The organism is Pseudomonas sp. RIT-PI-r (assembly GCF_001297015.1).
Classification (GTDB): domain Bacteria; phylum Pseudomonadota; class Gammaproteobacteria; order Pseudomonadales; family Pseudomonadaceae; genus Aquipseudomonas.
Genome location: NZ_LIGE01000023.1, coordinates 397,442 through 413,880, shown reverse-complemented (window position 1 = coordinate 413,880; position 16,439 = coordinate 397,442). Strand labels below are relative to the sequence as shown.

Genomic DNA, 16,439 nt, shown 5'->3' with positions numbered 1-16,439 from the left:
TAGTGATTGGTCTTGGGTTAGTCCCGGAAAAATCGGGCAAGTTGCATGGTTGATTCTGAACGATGCCAGCCATAGGAGGGTAGCTCTCTCCTGCCGTTACGGCCAATACATTGATTTTGTTGGTTATTTAAACAGTCACCGGTTTGCAGGGCATTACCTGCGTCCTTTTCTGACATCTGCGCCCTGCTCTCAATTCCATAAGAATGAATTCTCCTACGAAAAAATCGTGCATTGCGCACGATGCCAGATGAGCCATCGTGCAGGATGCGTCGCGAACGCTTTTCCTCACACTTGTAACATATTGATTTTATTGATTTTTTTTCAAACAAAAAACTGGCATGCAGGCTGCAATATCTCTTACAGCCCGGGCAGACATGAACTGCCCCAACCGAATAAGAGTGAGGAACCCAGGATGACTCGCCCACGTGCCGCCCAAGTGCGTATCTCGCCACTGCATATCCAGCAAGGTCTGTTTGGCGTATTGGCGCTGTTGATCACCCTGATCGCCTGTCAGCAATACCTGAGCTGGGAAAACAGCCAGAAGGTTGAGCCGCTGATTTCGATCCAGCACAACACGCAAACGCACTTCAGTGCCGTCAGCAGCAGTCAGGCCGAGAGCGCCTCGATGCGCATGATGGATGTCGATCAAGCGCAGCCACTGGATCAAATGCCACGCGAAGAGCGTTGGGTTTTCTGACCAATTGAATGAATTCGGGCGCTACGCGCCGGGACACGCAACACCCCTAAATAGAGAAGTAAGGAGAATCACCATGTTGAGCTGGGCAATTACATTCTTGATCATTGCCATCATCGCTGCAGTACTGGGCTTCGGTGGTATCGCGGGCACCGCCACGGGTATCGCCAAGATTCTCTTTGTCGTGTTCCTGGTGATGTTCATCGCTTCCTTCTTCTTTGGCCGTCGCGGCCGAGGTTAACGATGACTGTTTTAAAGACACTGGCAGCCGCCCTGCTTCTGGGCGGTAGTGCCATGGCGATGGCGGCCAACGATGGCCAGGCGCGGGTCAACGAACTGTTGAGTTCCGACCCGCAGTATCGGCAAACCTGGGAAGGCGTGGTGAAGAAGGAAGAGCGCCTGCCGGAATGGGTGATGAACCTGTCCGGCACGCCTGACCAACAGATGAATGCCGTGACTGAAGATGGCGACCAGTATCTGGTTGGCCCGCTCTGCGAATCTGCAGACAAGTGCCTGAACCACCGCTTGATCGTCGCCTTCAGTTTCGACAAGAAAGACGCATACGCCATGCTCGTCGATGTCCCCGAAGGACTGCCGGCCGACAAGTCGCCCACGCGACATGCCACCTACCGCTTCCTCGGCAAACCCGACCAGGGCATGCAGGATCTTCTGATGGAAACCCTCAAGAAAGATCCGAACTGGTACTGATCTGAACATGAAGGCAGCAGCCCTGCTGCCTTCCATTGCGCCCACCTGAGGAAGGCCGGCGCATGACCAAGGGGCCGGGACGTTCTGACTGTTGCAGGGTCGGAGTGACCTACGGGTACAGGGAGTGCCTGCGCAAGGGCCGGGTCAGGGCAATTAAAAAGCTGCGCCGCAGGTTCGCCGATCCAGCATCGATCGACGGACTTGCGCTGAGCTTTCAATCGAGCAAAACATTGATCCAGAGCGTCCAGCTCATCCTTTTTATCGCTGACACTGCGCGCAAAAACATTACGCGGTGTTTCATGGCGACCGTATATCGACAAAGAGTCCACTTAAACAGTGGGACTTCTAGTCTTCCTACGTAGGCTTTTTCCTAACGTTTTTGATGAATTTTCCTTGCTCAAAAAACAACCAACCTCCGCTGTGATGGCCGGTTCACGGCACTTATGCCGGCCGAAATGTCACAATCGAACCGGTTGGGACGCCAGTTTCAATTAAAAAAGCTCATGCCGATTCGGCATAGGGTAGGCGTTTACGGCATTAGACGTCGCAACCTTGCATCGGAATAGTTGCGCCTTTTTTCGCCTGCCGAAGAGCCGTAAACACGCGCTTCGGGGCACCTTATACGGAGGCAGATGCACAGACTTTTCCGCTAAAAAGCGTTCCAGTTCCTGCATGTGCCTGAGTCAAACGCAAGTAAGGGTAAAGATAATGAAGAAGGCAAAAATTAGCCTCGCCTGGCAGATCCTCATCGGTCTGGTTCTGGGTATTGCAATCGGTGCGTTGCTCAACCACTTCAGTGCCGAGAAGGCCTGGTGGATCAGCAACGTCCTGCAACCAGCAGGCGATATCTTTATCCGTCTGATCAAGATGATCGTGATCCCGATCGTCATCTCGTCCCTGATCGTCGGCATCGCCGGCGTCGGCGACGCGAAGAAGCTTGGGCGCATCGGCCTGAAGACGATCATCTATTTCGAAATCGTCACCACCATCGCCATCGTTGTCGGCCTGTTGCTGGCCAACCTGTTCCATCCGGGTGCCGGCATCGACATGAGCACCCTCGGCACAGTGGACATCTCCAAGTACCAGGCCACTGCCGCCGAAGTACAGCATGAACACGCGTTCATCGAGACCATCCTCAACCTGATCCCGTCGAACATCTTCGCGGCCATGGCCCGCGGCGAAATGCTGCCGATCATCTTCTTCTCCGTGCTGTTCGGTCTCGGTCTGTCGAGCCTGCAGTCGGACCTGCGCGAGCCGCTGGTGAAGATGTTCCAGGGCGTCTCGGAAAGCATGTTCAAAGTCACCCACATGATCATGAACTACGCCCCGATCGGCGTATTCGCACTGATCGCGGTGACCGTGGCCAACTTCGGTTTCGCTTCCCTGCTGCCGCTGGCCAAACTGGTGATCCTGGTTTACTTCGCCATCGCCTTCTTCGCCTTCGTAGTGCTGGGCCTGATCGCCAAGATGTTCGGTTTCTCGGTGTTCAAGCTGATGCGCATCTTCAAGGATGAGCTGGTGCTGGCCTACTCCACCGCTTCTTCGGAAACCGTGCTGCCGCGCGTGATCGAGAAGATGGAAGCCTACGGCGCACCGAAAGCGATCTGCAGCTTCGTGGTGCCGACCGGTTACTCGTTCAACCTCGACGGTTCGACCCTGTATCAGTCGATCGCGGCAATCTTCATCGCGCAGCTGTACGGCATCGACCTGTCGATCAGCCAACAACTGCTGCTGGTGCTGACCCTGATGGTCACCTCCAAAGGCATCGCCGGCGTACCGGGCGTTTCCTTCGTGGTGCTGCTGGCCACCCTGGGCAGCGTCGGTATCCCGCTGGAAGGTCTGGCCTTCATCGCCGGTGTCGACCGCGTCATGGACATGGCCCGTACCGCACTGAACGTGATCGGTAACGCCCTGGCTGTACTGGTTATCTCGCGCTGGGAAGGCATGTACGACGATGCCAAGGGCGAGCGCTACTGGAACTCCCTGCCGCACTGGCGCAGCAAGGAAAAACTGCCAGCGGGCGAAATCTCCAAGAACTGACACAAAACCCTGTAGGAGTGAGCCTGCTCGCGATGGCGGTGTACCAAACAACAGAGATGTTGAATGTGCCGCCCTCATCGCGAGCAGGCTCACTCCTACAGAGGACCGAGTCAGCCATACGAACCCCGGAGAAATCCGGGGTTTGTCGTTTCTGGCGACCCCGCTATCATTCGCGGCATTCTTCGGGGGATTTGACTGATGCTTAATGGCCTGTGGCTTGGCTTCTTTATCGTCGCAGCCGTGTCGGCGCTGGCGCAGTGGCTGATCGGCGGCAACGCCGGGATCTTCGCGGCGATGGTGGAAAGCATTTTCGCCATGGCCAAGCTTTCGGTCGAAGTCATGGTGCTGCTGTTCGGCACCCTCACCCTGTGGCTGGGCTTTCTGCGCATTGCCGAAAAAGCCGGGATCGTAGAGTGGTTGGCGAAAGTCCTCGGCCCGCTGTTTCTGCGGCTGATGCCGGAAGTCCCGGCCGGTCACCCTGCCCTCGGCCTGATCACGTTGAACTTCGCTGCCAACGGTCTGGGCCTCGACAACGCGGCCACGCCCATCGGCCTGAAAGCCATGAAGGCGCTGCAGGAGCTCAATCCCAGTGCCACCATCGCCAGTAACGCGCAAATCCTCTTCCTGGTGCTCAACGCCTCCTCCCTGACCCTGCTGCCGGTGACGATCTTCATGTACCGCGCCCAGCAAGGCGCGCCGGACCCGACACTGGTGTTTCTGCCGATCCTGCTGGCGACCAGTTGCTCGACGATTGTCGGCTTCCTCTCGGTGGCGTTCATGCAGCGTCTGCGGATCTGGGATCCGGTGGTGTTGGCGTATCTGATTCCCGGCGCGCTGATTCTCGGCGGCTTCATGGCGCTGCTGGGCACCCTTTCGGCGACGGCTTTGGCGGGACTGTCGTCGATCCTCGGCAATCTCACGCTGTTTGGGTTGATCATGCTGTTCTTGCTGATCGGCGCGTTAAAGAAAGTGAAGGTCTACGAGGCGTTCGTTGAAGGCGCCAAAGAAGGCTTCGATGTCGCAAAGAATCTGCTGCCGTATCTGGTGGCGATGCTCTGCGCGGTGGGCGTGTTGCGCGCCTCCGGTGCGCTGGACTTCGGGCTCGACGGCATTCGTCATCTGGTCGAGTGGGCCGGTTGGGACACGCGGTTTGTCGATGCGTTGCCGACGGCGATGGTCAAACCGTTCTCCGGCAGCGCAGCGCGGGCGATGTTGATCGAGACGATGAAGACCTCAGGGGTCGACAGCTTCCCGGCGCTGGTCGCGGCGACTATTCAGGGCAGTACCGAGACCACGTTCTATGTGCTGGCGGTGTATTTCGGCGCGGTGGGGATTCAGCGCGCGCGGCATGCGGTGGGGTGTGCGTTGTTGGCGGAGTTTGCCGGGGTCGTTGGTGCCATTTTCGTCTGCTACTGGTTCTTCGGCTAACCACAATTCCAAACTGTAGGAGTGAGCCTGCTCGCGATAGCGGTGTATCAGTCACCGTTGATGGCTATTGATACACCGCTATCGCGAGCAGGCTCACTCCTACAGGGGTTGTGTGTTGGGCTTAGGGTTTTGGGGGCGCGAGTTTCTGGCCCTGGTCGACGGCCCAAGCCACGACTTTGGCGGTCAAGCGATCACTGGCCTGGCCGAACCCGGCAACCACCGCCGGCACCTGCACATCACTCAGCGGCTGGCGCTCTTCAAACCGGCGACTGGCCAGAATGCGCTGGTCATAGCCGCGCACCAATAACGCATCAACCCGCAACACAACGCTGGCCTGCGCGCCCTGATACTCGGTCTGAAACGCCTGCAAATTCCCGCCCAATTCCAGATCCGCCGCAAAGTTGCTGTCATCGGTACTGAGCAACGTCACTCGGCCATCACGCGCAAAGCCGTCGAGCAAGCGATTGCGCACCAGCACCGGCGCCGGATCACTCCAGCGCGAGCCCTTGTAGCTGCTGATCACATCGCCCTGCGGAATCACCGCAATCGTCGGCCGGTTCAAAGCCTCACTGGCCTGCAACTTGTTCAGTCGCAGCGACCAGTGCTGCGTTGCTGCCGAACTGGCCGAGGCGGGCGCCTGTGCGGCCGGCAAGCGATACACGTCCGACGGCTCGGCCTGGGGCAGAATCGAACACGCGCTGATCAGCGAAATGCCAGCAGCGAAAAGGGCGAGGCGAGTCAGCTTCATGGCGTGAATTCCTTGTTCTTGTCGCGGCCCAGCAGGTAGCCGCTGGGGTTGGCCTCAAGGCGTTGCGAGATGGCGCGCAGCGAGGTCAGCGTCTCGCGCAATTCGCGGATCGCCGGGGCCAGGCCGTTGAGGCCCTGCATGCCATTGTCGAGGGAGTTTTCGTTTTTGTTGAGCAGGGTGCTGATCGTCGCGGTGCTTTGCTCCAGCGACTTCATCGCCTGCTCGGCGCTGCCCAGTGCTTGCTTGCCTTGATCGTTGATCAGGCCGTTGGCGTTGCGCATCAGCAGCGAAGTTTGTTCGAGCATGCTGCCGGCCTGCTTGCCGACCGTCGCCAATTGCTGCATGGCCTGTTTGATGTCGCCGCGTTGATCGTTGATGGTGCCGGTGGTTTGCTCCAGATGCGCGAGGGTTTTGCTCACACGTTCGACGTTTTCCGGGGAGAACATCTGATTGGCGTTATGCAGCAGCGCGCTGATGCCGGTCATCAAATCGTTGCTGTCATTGAGCAGGCGCGAGATAGGCGAGGGCGAAGCGACGATCAGCGGCAGCTTGCCGTCATGACCACTCAGTTTCGGGCTCTGCGGCGTGCCACCGCTGAGCTGGATGATCGACGTGCCAGTGATCCCGGCCAGCGCCAGTTTCGCCTGGGTGTCTTCCTTGACCGGGGTGTCACCGGCCAGACGAATCCGCGCCAGCACCCGCCGTGGGTCTTTCGGATCAAGGCGCAGGCTGATCACATCGCCGACCTTGATCCCGCTGTATTGCACCGAACTGCCCTTGGACAGACCGCTGACGGCCTCGTTGAAGACGACTTCATAATCCTTGAACTCGGTGTCGACGCTGGACTTGGCCAGGAACAGACCGAAGAGCAGGGCGCCTGCCACCACAATCACGGTGAACAGGCCGATCAATACATGATGCGCTCGGGTTTCCATGTCAGACCTCGTTGAGCAATTTGGCGGCGTCCAGCGCCGAGCGGCCGCGCGGGCCGTGGAAGTATTCGTGGATCCACGCGTCGTCGGTTTCCGAGACGACGTCGATGGGACCGGCGACCAGCACTTTCTTCTGCGCCAGCACCGCCACACGGTCGGTGATGGTGTAGAGCGTGTCGAGGTCGTGGGTCACCAGAAACACACTGAGGCCGAGGGCATCGCGCAGGGTCAGGATCAATTGATCGAACTGCGCCGCGCCAATCGGATCGAGGCCGGCGGTGGGTTCGTCAAGGAACAGAATGTCCGGATCCAGCGCCAGGGCCCGGGCCAGCGCGGCGCGCTTGATCATGCCGCCGGACAGCGACGCCGGGTATTTGTCCGCCGCTGACAACGGCAGCCCGGCCAGCGCCAGCTTCACCGCGGCCAAGTGTTCGGCGTCGTTGCGGCTGAGGCCGGCGTGTTCGATGAGGGGCAGGGCGACGTTCTCGGTCACCGTCAGCGACGAGAACAGTGCGCCTTTCTGGAACAGCACGCCAAAGCGGCGTTCGACCAGCGAGCGCTCATGCTCGGACAGGCTCGGCAGGTTTTTGCCGAACACTTTGACCATACCTTCGCTGGGCCGGCGCAAACCGACAATGCTGCGCAGCAGCACCGATTTGCCGCTGCCGGAACCACCGACCACGGCGAGAATTTCGCCTTTGTACAAATCCAGATCGAGGTTCTCGTGCACGCTCTGGCTGCCGAAGCGATTGCACAGGCCACGAACCTCGATCACCGCCTCCGAGGGCGCGCGGGGTAGACGACTCACCAGCCCATCTCCATGAAGAACAGCGCGGCCACCGCATCGAGCACGATCACCACGAAAATCGACTGCACCACGGCCGACGTGGTGTGGGCGCCGACCGACTCCGCACTGCCGCTGACCTTGAAGCCTTCCAGGCAACCAATCGCGGCAATGATGAAGGCGAAGATCGGCGCCTTCACCAAGCCGACCAGAAAGTGCTGCACGCCGATGTCCGACTGCAACAGCGTCAGGAACATCGCCGGCGAGATATCCAGCGACACCGCGCAAACCACGCCGCCACCAATGATCCCGCAGAGCATCGCCAGAAACGTCAGCATCGGCAGCGCCACCAGCATCGCCAGCACACGCGGCACCACCAGCAACTCCATCGGGTCGAGGCCGAGGGTGCGGATCGCGTCGATTTCTTCGTTGGCCTTCATCGAACCGATCTGCGCGGTGAAGGCACTGGCGGTGCGCCCGGCCATCAGGATCGCCGTGAGCAGCACGCCGAATTCGCGCAGGAACGAGAAGCCCACCAGGTCCACGGTAAAAATCGTCGCGCCGAAACTGGCCAGCACCGTCGCGCCGAGAAACGCCACCACCGCGCCCACCAGAAAGGTCAGTAACGCCACGATGGGGGCGGCGTCGAGGCCGGTCTGTTCGATGTGCGCGATCATCGGCGTGATGCGCCAGCGCTTGGGCCGGAACAGGTTGCGAGCGATGGTTTCCAGAATCAGGCCGACGAAGCCGAGCAACTGCAGGGTGTCTTGCCAGATGGTATCGACGGCGCGACCGATGCGCGTGAGCAACTGCACGCTGACGCTGATTTCCGGCTCCTTGATCGGCACGCAGAAATCGCTCATCGAGCAGTACACGGTTTGCAGCAGCGCACGGTCGGCGGTGGAAATCGTGCAATCAGGATGCTCGGCAGATTTACCGAGACGTTCGGAGCCGAGCAGTTCGACCAGCAACGACGCGCCAGCAGTGTCGAGGGCGCCGAGGCTGTTGAGGTCAATTTGAGTATTGGTGTCGTACTGGCCGCGAAGCTTCTCGCTCAGGGTCTTGAGCTCGGCGTAATGGGCAAGCGTCCAGTCCCCCGTGACCCGCAAGCGGGCAGGGCTGATCGTCGTGTCCAGTTGGGCATTACCGCTGATCGAGCTGCTGGTCATAAGCTCCGTGCTTGTTCGGCCTTTATGCGAACTAACGTAATAGCACGAACCGGACTACTTTTCTTTGATCGCTGTGCTGTCGGTGATTTCGAAGCGCAGCACGCCGATCACCTGGCCATCCTCGGTCAGCACTCGTACCTGCCATTTACCCGCCGGGTTGCCGGGGAAATTCTGCTTGTGCGTCCACGCCCGGTAGCCTTCCTTGCGCCCGCCGTGGATATCGAGCGGAATGCGGTCGACCTCTTTGCCGTTGAACTGCCAAACGTGATAAATCCGCTCATCGAGCCCGCGTGGCGCGTTGATCGCGGTGTAGGCGTAGAGGCCATCGCCACGAATCTGCTCGGCGCTGACCGTGTCGAGACTGGCGCCGGGCGTGCGATCCTGCATTTGCGTGCTGATTGCGACGTCGGTCATCCACAACGTCGCCGGTGGCACCCACGAACGCAGCGCCCAGCCGACGCCACCAATGCCGACGGTGATGCACAGAATCGCCAGCGCGTTGCGCAGCGTGCGGATCGGGAAGATCGACGCCAGACTCGGGAACGACAACAGCACGGCAATGCCCAGCGCCCACTTGAAGCTCTGCGCGGTGGTCAGGTGCATGATCACCGGCAACGCGGTAAGCAGGGCGGCGAACAGGGTCAGCGTGTGCAACGCGAGAAACGCCCAGCGCCGGGGCGCCAGCCATTTGTAATAGAGCGGATCGACGATGGAAATCAGTGCCGCGACGCTGAGCAGGCCGGTGAAGAACAACTGACCGCTGTTCCAGGTCGTGGTGATGAAGAAGAACGGCAGAACGAAAAACAGGCTTTCCTGATGGATCATCTGCGTCGCGTAACGCAGCAGCGGCTGGGGAATCTCGCGTTTGAACACGCGGGTGAAGAGGCCGGTGAGGGTGTTTTCCAACATCAGCCAGATCCAGCTGAGCAGCATGATCACGGTGATCCAGCTCGCCAGCCCTTGCTGACGGTCGACCATGATGAAACTGCCGACCCCGGAGATGAAACCGCCGAGCGCAATGACCCCGGGATAGCGCTTCATCAGTTCGAGAATGCGCTGGATCAGGAGCTGTATTTTCGGCATTTGGGCGGTTCACAACTGGATAGGAAAAAACCTCGACAGAGTAGCGCCCGCCGGGCGCTGTGGCGAGGCTGCCGGTCACTTAAAACCAACGCATTCCCTTGTAGGAGTGAGCCTGCTCGCGATAGCGGTGTATCAGCCGAAGAAATGGTGACTGAAGGACCGCTATCGCGAGCAGGCTCACTCCTACAGGGTTAGTGTTCGGCCGGCCGGCGGCGGTGGTGCAAGCGCCAGCCGATCAGGATGAGCAGCAACACACCGATACCCCCCGCGCTCAACCACAACACCTGATCATCACTGATCAACGGCTTCTCGATCCGCAAATACCCCGGCTGCAACAGCAACTCGCGCATGGCCTTGTTCGCTGCTTCCAGGGTCACTCCTTGCAGCTCACGCGCCGGGTTGGCAAAACGGCCGTCCTGGTAATCACCGAGGGCGCTCCAGTAATAATCCGCCAGCGCGCTGTTGCCCTGGACCGCCCAGGCCTGATGGGCGATGGAAGCCTGTTTGATCCGCGCAAAGGTGTCCGGATCGAGGCCGTTTTTCAGCAGATCGGCCTTGAGGTCTTCCAGCACCTGGATCGCCTCGTCGACGTCATCGCGATCCAGATCGGCGTTCAGACTCATGAAGCCGACGCCGCCAAACACTTCGCGCTCGGCCCAGGGCCCGTAGGACAAACCGTGATTGAGGCGAATCTGTCGATACAGCGCCCAGTCGAGGTAATCCTTGAGGATGTCGAAGGTCTGGTCGTATTGATCATCGATCACCGGTTCCGGCACCAGCCAGTGCAGCTTGGCGCTGTCGCCGATGAAACCACGGGTGAGGGTGCGTTCATGGGCGGCGCTGGTGCGGATGTCCGGCAGTGGCCGATGTTCGCTCGGGTCGACCGCTTCGAGGGCGCCCCAGGTGCGTTCCAGATAGGCCGGCAGCAGTTTGTCGAGCTCACCGACGACGATCAGGGTCATGTTGTTCGGCGCGTACCAGGCCTTGCGCACCTTCTCCAGTTGCTCCTGGGTCAGGTGGCCGACCTCGGCGCGTTGCGGACATTTCAAGCCAAGTTCGACGGCGAGCTGATTGCTCGCGGTGTGGCCGAGATCCTGGCGGTCAAGAAAGCGCTGCAGACGCGTGTAATGGCCGCCGTCCTCACGCTCGACTACACGTTTGGCGGCGTTGATCGCGTTGTCGTCGATGCGTGTTTGCGTAAGCAGATCGAGGAGCAGGTCGAGGACCTTGCGCTGGTTTTTCGCCGGGGCTTCGATGACGAAGGTGGTATCGGCGTTACTGGTAAAGGCATTCCAGTCGCCGCCCAACGCTTGCATGCGTTCCTCTAAACCGCCTTCGCCAGTGGCGTCGATGCCGCTGAACAGCAGATGTTCGAGCAGGTGCGGCAGCTCTTTGTCATCGCAATCGAAATCGTCGAGGCCAACGCCGACCACCAAGCGGATCGCCACATGCCCACGCTCGGTGCCGGGTTTGAGCAGCAACTGCAAACCGTTGGGCAGCGCATAGCCTTCGACCTGAAAGCGATCCAGGGCAAAGGCGGGCAGGGAACCGAGCAACAGACAGGCGAACAACAGGCAACGCATAACAGGCTTCCATACGGCTGATTTGGAGATCCGTGTCGTCAGTCAGGGCCCCATCGCGAGCAGGCTCACTCCTACATTTGGAATGCGTCCCCCTGTAGGAGTGAGCCTGCTCGCGATAGCGGCCTGAAGGCTGAATCAAAGTAACTGACTAAACCCAGCCGTAAAACGTTCAAGGCGAATGCGTAATGTCGGCAATATCGTCCGCCGGCAGCGCGCCGGTGTCCGCCGTTTCCAGCACCACATAGGCACTGCCGCAAAACAGCGAATTGAGCCGCTTCATGTCGGCAATCAACTCCAGATGCAGCGAACTGGTCTCGATACTCTGCACGATCTTGCGTTGCAAACGGCTGACATGCGCATGGGCCAGACGCCGCTCCTGTGCGCGAAAACGGCGTTTCTCACGCAGCAACTGCCGAGCGCTTTCCCGGTCGCCGCTCAGGAATACGGATAGACCTAAACGCAGATTGGAAATCAATTGCTGCTGCAGTCCGGCCAGATCCTCCAGGCCTTCCTCGGAAAACGAGCGGCGCTGCGAGGTTTTCTGCTGCTGGATCTTGCGCAGCATGCGTTCGATCAGGTCTGCGGCCAATTTGAGGTTGATCGCCAGCTCGATGATCTCGGCCCAGCGCCGACTGTCCTGCTCGCCGAGATCCTCGCGGGGCATCTGCGCAAGATACAGTTTGATCGCGCTATACAGCGCTTCGACGTCGTCGGTCAGCCGACGTATTTCCTGAGTGACGGCGGTCTGCTTGCCACGCAACACATCGAGGGTCGCGTCGAGCATGTTTTCCAGCAGATCGCCCATGCGCAGGGTTTCCCGTGCGGCGTTGGCCAGTGCCAGACTCGGCGTGACCAGCGCGGTGGCGTCGAGATGCCGTGGCTTGGCGGTGCCATTGGCCTCCGGGCGCTCCGGCAGCAGCCACGCACACAGCCGCGCCATCGGCCCAACGCTTGGCAGCAGAATCAGGCAGCGTGCAGTGTTGTAGAGCAGGTGGAAGCCGATGACCATTTCCTGCGGGCTGAAATCGAGGCTGTCGATCCAGTGCACCAGCGGGTCGAGCACCGGAATGATCAGCAGCAGGCCGATCAGTTTGTACAACAGACTGCCCAGCGCCACTTGCCGGCCGGCAGCGTTCTGCATGCTGGTACTCATGAACGCAAGAATGCCGCTGCCGATGTTGGCGCCAATCACCAGACCGATCGCCACCGGCAGGCTGATCACACTGGCGCCGGCGAGGGTCGCGGTGAGCAGCACGGCGGCGAGGCTGGAGTAGGAAATCATCGCGAACAACGCGCCGACCAAGGCATCGAGGAGGATGTCGCCGGTCAGCGAGGCGAAAATCACCTTCACCCCTTGTGCGTGGGTGATCGGCGCAGCGGCCTCGACGATCAATTGCAGCGCGAGAATGATCAGCCCGAGCCCGATGGAGACCCGGCCCATCTGCCCGAGCCGCGTCTGTTTGCGCGACAGAAAGAAAATCACCCCAAGGAAAATCAGTAGCGGCGACAGCCACGACAAGTCAAACGTCAGCACCCGCGCCATCAGCGCGGTACCAACGTCGGCGCCGAGCATGGTCGCCAGCGCCGGGGTCAGCGCCATCAGGCCCTGGCCGACGAAGGAAGTGACAAGCATGGCCGTGGCGTTGCTGCTCTGCACCATCGCGGTGACGACGATGCCGGCAACGAACGCGAGCCAGCGCTTGGACATGTTCTGGCCGATCACATGGCGCAGATTGGTGCCGTAAACCCGCAGGATGCCGGTTCGAACGATGTGCGTGCCCCAGATCAGCAAGGCCACGGCGGAAAGCAGATTGAGCAGGGTGAGCATGCAAACCCCCTGTAATAGCAGCGCCCCAGAGGGGCAAGTGGACGGTACCGCGCGGTTTCTACGTTTTTGATACTTAAGCTGTAGTTGGCTAACGGACTGGGCGCCAGCATTGCACAGCTAAAGTGTGGATTGAAACAAAAGTGTCATGAAAAGCACTTCATCCACCCCCTTCCACAATCACCACAAATCCCTGTTGGAGCTGGCTTGCCAGCGATGAGGGCGGCACTGCCGACATTGATGCTGCCTGACACGCCGCCATCGCTGGCAAGCCAGCTCCCACAGGGTTTGCGGGTGTGGCTGAATCAATCACTGAAATGGTCTTTACTGAGCCCGATGTCGATCAGATACTTGGCCGTTTCCACATTCCGCTCATCACAACGCGCATAGCACTTGATGTGCATCAACAGGCTGTATTTGTGCGGAACCAGCAGAATGACCCCATCCGCCTGATCAAAAAGCTTCGCTTGTAGCTGTCGCTTTTCATCATCGCTTTGCACTTTGATCCAATCATTTCCCTCAACGGGTTCAGGAATCCATTTGGCGTCCCTGAACCTCGCTTGCAGCTCACTCAAAAGTTTCACCGTCTGGTCGAAGGGAAGTGTTTCAACCATTGGAGACGTTGTTATGCCGTCTACTTTCTCTTTGGTGTAGCCCACCGCCCCGTAGATGGTTTTGGGCAAAGTGAAGCCATGTTCAGGGTCATCAAAAGTGATCACGACCGGGCTGCCAATCCAGGTCGAGTCGACCTTGGGCGGGTCACTTGGGTACACGGCTGTTTTCCGCTCAACAGGAAAACTGGAGTCTTTGACGACTTCGGCATAGGGCTTGCCGATGCGAACGACCAGAAAATCCAGCGGATAGTGGAAAGACGTCAGGCATACATACAGCATGAAAAACGCTGCTCTGCGCCAGTATCGACTGCGCCACTTGTACCGATTACTCATGCTCCGCTTCGATCCCGACCCACACTGATATCAATCAGATATTTCGCAGTCGTCGGATCTTGCTTGTCACAGCTTGCGTAGCACTTGATCAAGAGCAGCAAGCTGTACTTTCCCGGTACGTACAAATCAATGCCAACAGCTTGATCAAAGAGTTTCGCCCGTAGCCGCTCACGTTCCGGAATGGAGTCAAGATTGAACCAGTCGTTTTTTTCCAAAGGCTCAAGCTTCCATCCTCGCGATTTGAGGTTGCTCTGAGTAACAACTAATCGATCCAGAGCTTCTGCGAACGGCAAAGTTTCTATCATCGGCGAGGTCGTCAGTGTCGAGACTCTCTGGCTTGCATACGTCACAGCGCCGAATACAGTCGGGGGAAGTTTGAAGCCATTAACAGGATCATCAAACTCAATGATGGTCGGGCTGCTAATCCATGTAGAGCCTGGGCGCGCGGGATCCTTCGGGTCATTAGGATCGCCAGGATAGATCGCCGTTTTATCTTCGACCGGGAAAGTTGAATCCTTAATGACCCGTTCGTAGGGTTTTCCGATATGAACGGATAGGGTCTTGGGACTCCAGCGGGAGTACATTAAGACCCCTGTGACCAGAAGAACGGAAAAAAACAGTATCAAAAGCCGTTGATTCGAATGAGTCACTGGTGCACACCCTTTCCACTAGCGATATCACTGATGGAGCTTTGCAACTGACTTTTTGTTGTCGGATTTTTCAACAAATTATTGAACTGTGCGGCAGCACGCAGAACGAATTTCATCCTTTGATCCTTGTCCGCCAAATTGGCTAACGGATTGCTGCTAAATGTGACGCTTCGGCTGTCGGGCGCTTTGCACTGACTCGCCAAAGTGAGTTGTATCCCCTCTGGTACGCCTGAAAGCAGTCCCGTGACGACAGAAACTATGTCTGAAGCGTGAGTACCACGGATGAGAGAGGCGAAATGCACGTCTTCATACATTGCAGGTTGCAGAATATTGATTTGCTCATGAGCGGCCATGGAGTTAACGCTGTCGGCGATGTTTCCTGCATCAATGGCTTCAAACGTATCAAAGATCTCCTTGTGAGCGACGCCGAATCGAACGGTTTTACCGATGGGCCACATTACATCGTTGGCAATTTCTGGCCGGCTCCTCAGGCATTTCTCCATTTCCTTGTATCCACGCACCATAAAAAAACGGTGCAAGGGATAAACGTCCAGAAATAAAGCCGTGTTGCCCAACGCAAGCATCTCGTAAACGTAGTCCAGTTGCTGTTGAACCAGCGATCTGGAGCTGTCGCCCAAGGTAATGTCGGTAGTAGGAACCGGATTCTCTGATGTGGCCTTATCGACTTCGGCCTGAACCTTGGGGTCGGTGCGGCTGAACTTGAATCCAAACCCCTCATAAAGAGTCTCCGCAGGCGCTTCACGCAACTTTCGATGAGCCTCTTTTTCAGCGGCAATGCCTTTTTGCAAACTGGCAGCATGTAACAGTCCACACCCCACCTGCTTCGAAGCAAACGCCGCCAGCCCCGCCCACTGAAAGCGGTTATCCGCCAGCCACAGCTGCGCGTACGCGGCATTGATTTTGCGGTTGCGGGCTTGGGGGTCGGCGATGAGGACGCCGCCGGGGGCGACCCAGTCTTCGGCTTCTTTCTGGAAGCGGCGCCACAGGCAGTTGCAGGTCAGTAGCGGGACTTCGACGCGGGTTTTCGGGTTGGGGCCGGCGGTGTTGGTTTCGCGTTTGCAGGTGGGCAGCTCGCAGGTGCTGTCCCAGAGCTTTTTCATGTCCAGGTCGTCTGGAGCGATGCATTGTCCGGTCATGGTTCTTCCTTGAAAGTCAGGCTGTCCAGCGCACGATGGCCAGGTCCGGCTGGCGCGTGGCGACGCTTTGGGTCATGCCTTTTTCGTTGGTCTGGCCTTTGACGATGCGGCCTTCGGCGGTTTCGATTTCGTAGCCTTGTGCGGCGATGGGTTCGCCGTTGCCGGCGCTGACGGCTTTAAATTCAATCAGCGGCTGGCCAACGATCGGCAGCGGCGGAATGAACGGCGCAGGCGTGTGCGAGCTGCCGATGATGACGTCACCGGAGCCGCCGACCACGACGCCGCCATGGCTGGCGGTGCTGTCGAGGGTCATGGCGTTTTTGCCATTGATGAACACCGTCGCGGAGAACGCGCCATTGAGGGCTTGGCCGCAGGTGCAGGTGTCGCCGAGGCGGGCGGCGGCGAGGCCGTTGAAGAAGACGTCGCCGGAGCCGCTGGCAATCGGGTTGGTGCCGTGACCGGGAATGGGGCAGGTGGTCGGGTCGGTGACGCGCGCGGCGGGTTTTCCAGACATGAACACTCCTTGTTTGTCGTTTGAGGCGAGCGGGGAAGCTAACGAGCGGAGCGGGGGGGCGTCAACCTTTGAATCCCGTTTCAAAGGGTTGCGATGTGCCACTGTGGGGGCTGAAAACCCTGTGGGAGCTGGCTTGCCAGCGATGAGGGCGGCATTGCCGACATTGATGTTGCCTGA

The 16,439-nt window shown here is 58.9% G+C and carries 16 protein-coding genes; 5 read left to right on the top strand and 11 right to left on the bottom strand.

Annotated elements, in window-relative coordinates; translation table 11 throughout:
* Positions 1–412: 412 nt before the first annotated feature.
* From AK821_RS11405 to AK821_RS11385, 5 genes are all read left to right on the top strand, one after another.
* Positions 413–697: a hypothetical protein gene (locus AK821_RS11405; RefSeq protein ID WP_064389722.1), complete on the top strand. Its 285-nt coding sequence runs from the start codon at positions 413–415 to the stop codon at positions 695–697.
* A gap of 73 nt (positions 698–770) precedes the next feature.
* Positions 771–935 (top strand): DUF1328 domain-containing protein, encoded by a 165-nt coding sequence (locus AK821_RS29465; protein ID WP_003177151.1) that lies wholly within the window; start codon positions 771–773, stop codon positions 933–935.
* Positions 936–937: 2 nt separating this feature from the next.
* Positions 938–1,402: an inhibitor of vertebrate lysozyme family protein gene (locus AK821_RS11400; protein ID WP_064389721.1), complete on the top strand. Its 465-nt coding sequence runs from the start codon at positions 938–940 to the stop codon at positions 1,400–1,402.
* A gap of 708 nt (positions 1,403–2,110) precedes the next feature.
* On the top strand, positions 2,111–3,442 hold the full coding sequence (gene gltP, locus AK821_RS11390) for a glutamate/aspartate:proton symporter GltP (protein WP_064389719.1): 1,332 nt from the start codon (positions 2,111–2,113) through the stop codon (positions 3,440–3,442).
* Positions 3,443–3,640: 198 nt separating this feature from the next.
* Entirely contained in the window at positions 3,641–4,870 is a 1,230-nt protein-coding gene (locus AK821_RS11385) for a nucleoside recognition domain-containing protein (protein ID WP_007911793.1), read from the top strand.
* Between the two features lie 121 nt (positions 4,871–4,991).
* Here the strand turns inward: AK821_RS11385 and AK821_RS11380 are convergent, their stop codons facing one another.
* From AK821_RS11380 to AK821_RS11330, 11 genes are all read right to left on the bottom strand, one after another.
* Positions 4,992–5,618, bottom strand: a complete 627-nt coding sequence (locus tag AK821_RS11380) for an ABC-type transport auxiliary lipoprotein family protein (protein ID WP_064389718.1) — start codon at positions 5,616–5,618, stop codon at positions 4,992–4,994.
* The gene (locus AK821_RS11375; protein WP_064389717.1) at positions 5,615–6,553 is read right to left on the bottom strand and encodes an MlaD family protein; all 939 of its coding nucleotides are present in this window, start codon (positions 6,551–6,553) and stop codon (positions 5,615–5,617) included. The genes AK821_RS11380 and AK821_RS11375 overlap by 4 nt, the downstream gene beginning before the upstream one ends.
* A gap of 1 nt (position 6,554) precedes the next feature.
* On the bottom strand, positions 6,555–7,358 hold the full coding sequence (locus AK821_RS11370) for an ABC transporter ATP-binding protein (RefSeq protein WP_007911797.1): 804 nt from the start codon (positions 7,356–7,358) through the stop codon (positions 6,555–6,557).
* Positions 7,355–8,503: an ABC transporter permease gene (locus AK821_RS11365; protein ID WP_064389716.1), complete on the bottom strand. Its 1,149-nt coding sequence runs from the start codon at positions 8,501–8,503 to the stop codon at positions 7,355–7,357. The genes AK821_RS11370 and AK821_RS11365 overlap by 4 nt, the downstream gene beginning before the upstream one ends.
* 54 nt (positions 8,504–8,557) lie before the next feature.
* Positions 8,558–9,586: a DUF5924 family protein gene (locus AK821_RS11360; protein ID WP_064389715.1), complete on the bottom strand. Its 1,029-nt coding sequence runs from the start codon at positions 9,584–9,586 to the stop codon at positions 8,558–8,560.
* Positions 9,587–9,777: 191 nt separating this feature from the next.
* The gene (locus tag AK821_RS11355; RefSeq protein ID WP_064389714.1) at positions 9,778–11,169 is read right to left on the bottom strand and encodes a M16 family metallopeptidase; all 1,392 of its coding nucleotides are present in this window, start codon (positions 11,167–11,169) and stop codon (positions 9,778–9,780) included.
* A gap of 169 nt (positions 11,170–11,338) precedes the next feature.
* Positions 11,339–12,997, bottom strand: coding sequence for a Na/Pi cotransporter family protein (locus tag AK821_RS11350; protein WP_064389713.1), 1,659 nt, complete (start codon positions 12,995–12,997; stop codon positions 11,339–11,341).
* A 302-nt stretch (positions 12,998–13,299) separates the two neighbouring features.
* Positions 13,300–13,941 (bottom strand): hypothetical protein, encoded by a 642-nt coding sequence (locus tag AK821_RS11345; protein WP_224790800.1) that lies wholly within the window; start codon positions 13,939–13,941, stop codon positions 13,300–13,302.
* Complete coding sequence (locus AK821_RS11340) at positions 13,938–14,525, bottom strand: hypothetical protein (RefSeq protein WP_064389785.1); 588 nt, start codon at positions 14,523–14,525, stop codon at positions 13,938–13,940. Before AK821_RS11340 ends, AK821_RS11345 begins: the two co-directional genes overlap by 4 nt.
* 62 nt (positions 14,526–14,587) lie before the next feature.
* Positions 14,588–15,748, bottom strand: coding sequence for a DUF2515 family protein (locus AK821_RS11335; RefSeq protein ID WP_064389712.1), 1,161 nt, complete (start codon positions 15,746–15,748; stop codon positions 14,588–14,590).
* Between the two features lie 16 nt (positions 15,749–15,764).
* Complete coding sequence (locus AK821_RS11330; protein ID WP_064389711.1) at positions 15,765–16,262, bottom strand: PAAR domain-containing protein; 498 nt, start codon at positions 16,260–16,262, stop codon at positions 15,765–15,767.
* Positions 16,263–16,439: the final 177 nt, after the last annotated feature.